The organism is Streptomyces sp. SPB074 (genome assembly GCF_000154905.1).
GTDB lineage: Bacteria > Actinomycetota > Actinomycetes > Streptomycetales > Streptomycetaceae > Streptomyces.
Map to the genome: position 1 here is coordinate 3,840,289 of NZ_GG770539.1, position 2,458 is coordinate 3,842,746.

A 2,458-nucleotide genomic window follows, 5' to 3' on the forward strand; every position below is an offset into this window, starting at 1 on the left:
CCGCTCGTAGTCGTACGAGCGCATCCGGGCCAGCGCCTCGGGGGCGCCCTGGAGGCGGTCCATCCCGGCGTCCTCCCACTCGACCGAGATGGGCCCCTCGTACCCGATGGAGCCGAGCATCCGGTGGAGGGGAGCCGTCCGGCGGCGGGGGGCGGTCCGGTAGCGGGGCGCCGTCCGGTAGTGGGGAGCGGTTCGGCGCGGGCGGCGAGGGGACCGTACCGGCGGCGCGGGCGCCGCTCGCCGAGACGCTGCCGCCCGACGTGGCCGTGCCGGCCTCCGCGCCGCGGCTCGTCGTGGCGTGGACGCAGGGGCACTCGGTGAGCAGGGACGACGCGCGCGCCGAGGCGCTGCGCGTCGCGCTGGAGCGGCGCACGCGGCGGGTGCTAGCGCTGTGGGCGCCGTTGCTCGGCTGGTCGATGCTGGCGCGCGGGACGATCGACGGTTTCGTGGGGTACTGCGCGGAGGCGGTGGACTTCCCGCCGGGGGCGCTGCTCGCGCTGGAGGCGGGCTGCGAGTTCCGCACGCTCGAAGGCGGCCCGTTCCGTATCGGCTTCACCGGACCCGACGCGGAACGCTGCTTCGTCGCGGGGCGCCCCGGGGTCCTTGACCGACTGGTCGCCCTCACGCGGGAGGCGGTGGGGACGTCGGTGGCGTGAGCGCCGCCACGGCGTGGCGCGGGGTGTTGTGTACGGGCGTATAGCGGGCGGCCCTGTGTGTACGGGCGTATATCGGTGGGGCTGTGGCGTGTGGGTGCGTTCCGCGTGGCCTGGTGTGTACGGGCGTATACCTCGCGGCCCTGTTTGTACGGGCGTATGTCGGTGGGGCTGAGGCGTGGGGGCGCGTTCCGAACGGTCCCGATGTATACGGGCGTATACCGGTGCCTGCCGAAGCGTGCCGACGCGTTCCGTGCGGCCCCGGTGTGTACGGGCGTGTACCCGCCCGGGCCGAGGCGTGCGGGCGGGTTTCGGGGCGACCCTGATGTGTACGGGCGTATACCGGCCCGTTCAGCTCGTCAGGACGAGGGCGCCGGTTGCCGCCGCCGTGCCCGTGACCGCGAGGACGAGTCCCGTGCCGACGAAGCGTGCGAGCGGCACGCCGACTCCGGCGGTGCGGCAGCGTGCGAACCACAGGAGCGTCGCGAGCGAGGCCCAGGGGGTGACGAGGGGGCCGACGTTGGTGCCGATGAGGAAGGCGAGGAGCTGGTCGCGGTTGCCGTCGGGGACGGCGGACTCGCCCGCGAGGTAGACCGGCAGGTTGTTGAGCACGTTGGAGAGCCCGGCGCCGACCGAAGCGGAGCGGAAGAGACCGCCCGCCCCCTCCTCCGTCCCCATCGCGTGCTCCAGCAGGGTGTGCAGGCCGTGGACGTTGACGGTCTCCACGACGAGGAACATGCCGGGCACCATGACCAGCAGGCGCCAGGGGATGAGCGAGAGGCGCAACTCCCGGGGCCGGCGCAGCGCGAAGGCGACGACCACGACGAGCGCGGCGGCGAGCGAGTCCGCCCACAGCGGCACGGGGGCGACCAGGATCGCGACGAGGAAGCCCGCGCAGGCGAGGGCGCAGGTGCGGAAGAGGACGGGGTCGGCGGGGCGGGGTGCCGCCGCCGGTACGTAGGCGTCGGCGCCGCGCCGTCCCCGTCGCCAGTACAGCGCCCACAGGCACACCGCCGTCGCGGCGATGACGGCCGCCTGCGGGGCCCACATGCGGGCCGCGAGCCCGCCCGCCGAGAGGCCGACGCGGTCGGCGGCGAGGAGGTTCGTGAGGTTGGAGACGGGGAGGAGGAGGCTCGCGGTGTTGGCGAGCCACACCGTCGTCATCGCGAGCGGTAGCGGCGCGATGCCGACGCGGGCCGCCATCGCGAGCATGACCGGGGTGAGCAGGACGGCGGTCGTGTCGAGGTTCAGGACGAGCGCGGTGGCGGAGGCGAAGAGCACGCAGAGGCCGAACAGGCGCGCGTAACCGCCCTTTCCGGCACGGGAGATACCGACCGCCAGCACGTCGAACACCTTTGCTCTGCCGGTCAGTTCGGCCATGACGATGACGGTCGCGAGGAAGGCGAGCAGGGGTGCCGTGCGCCCGGCCACGTCGCCCGCCGCACGGACGGGGAGCACGCCGGTCGCGAGGAGGAGCAGGCCGCACGCGAGCAGGGCGCAGGCCAGCAGGTCCAGGGGGTGCGGGCGGCGGCGCGGGGGTCTGGGTGTCGGCACGGCGACAGGTTCGCACACCGGGCCGAGGGCGAAGAAGGGTGCGCGGGGGCGGCGCGGTGGGGCTGGTGCGGACGGTGGTACGGGGGCGGGACCGGTGGGCGGGGCCGGGGTACGGGGCCGGGACGGCGGTACGCAGGGCGGGACGGAGGTACGCGGGCGGGACGGCAGCCCGGCCTCGTCACCGCGCCCCCGCCCCCGCCACCGCGCCCCCCGGCACGGCGCCCCTCGCCACCGCGCCCCCCGGCACGGCG

Annotated in this window: 2 protein-coding genes and 1 pseudogene; 1 reads left to right on the forward strand and 2 read right to left on the reverse strand. The window is 75.4% G+C overall.

Features of this window, described 5'->3' with window-relative positions; all coding sequences use genetic code 11:
• A pseudogene (locus SSBG_RS31305) lies at positions 1 to 123 on the reverse strand (sugar phosphate isomerase/epimerase); the annotation flags it as partial.
• 194 nt (positions 124 to 317) lie between these two features.
• Between SSBG_RS31305 and SSBG_RS15970 the strand changes: the two are divergent.
• Positions 318 to 656 (forward strand): hypothetical protein, encoded by a 339-nt coding sequence (locus SSBG_RS15970; RefSeq protein ID WP_234010552.1) that lies wholly within the window; start codon positions 318 to 320, stop codon positions 654 to 656.
• A 348-nt stretch (positions 657 to 1,004) separates the two neighbouring features.
• Here SSBG_RS15970 and SSBG_RS15975 read toward each other — a convergent pair whose 3' ends face one another.
• Positions 1,005 to 2,168, reverse strand: coding sequence for an SLC13 family permease (locus SSBG_RS15975; RefSeq protein ID WP_037871522.1), 1,164 nt, complete (start codon positions 2,166 to 2,168; stop codon positions 1,005 to 1,007).
• Positions 2,169 to 2,458: the final 290 nt, after the last annotated feature.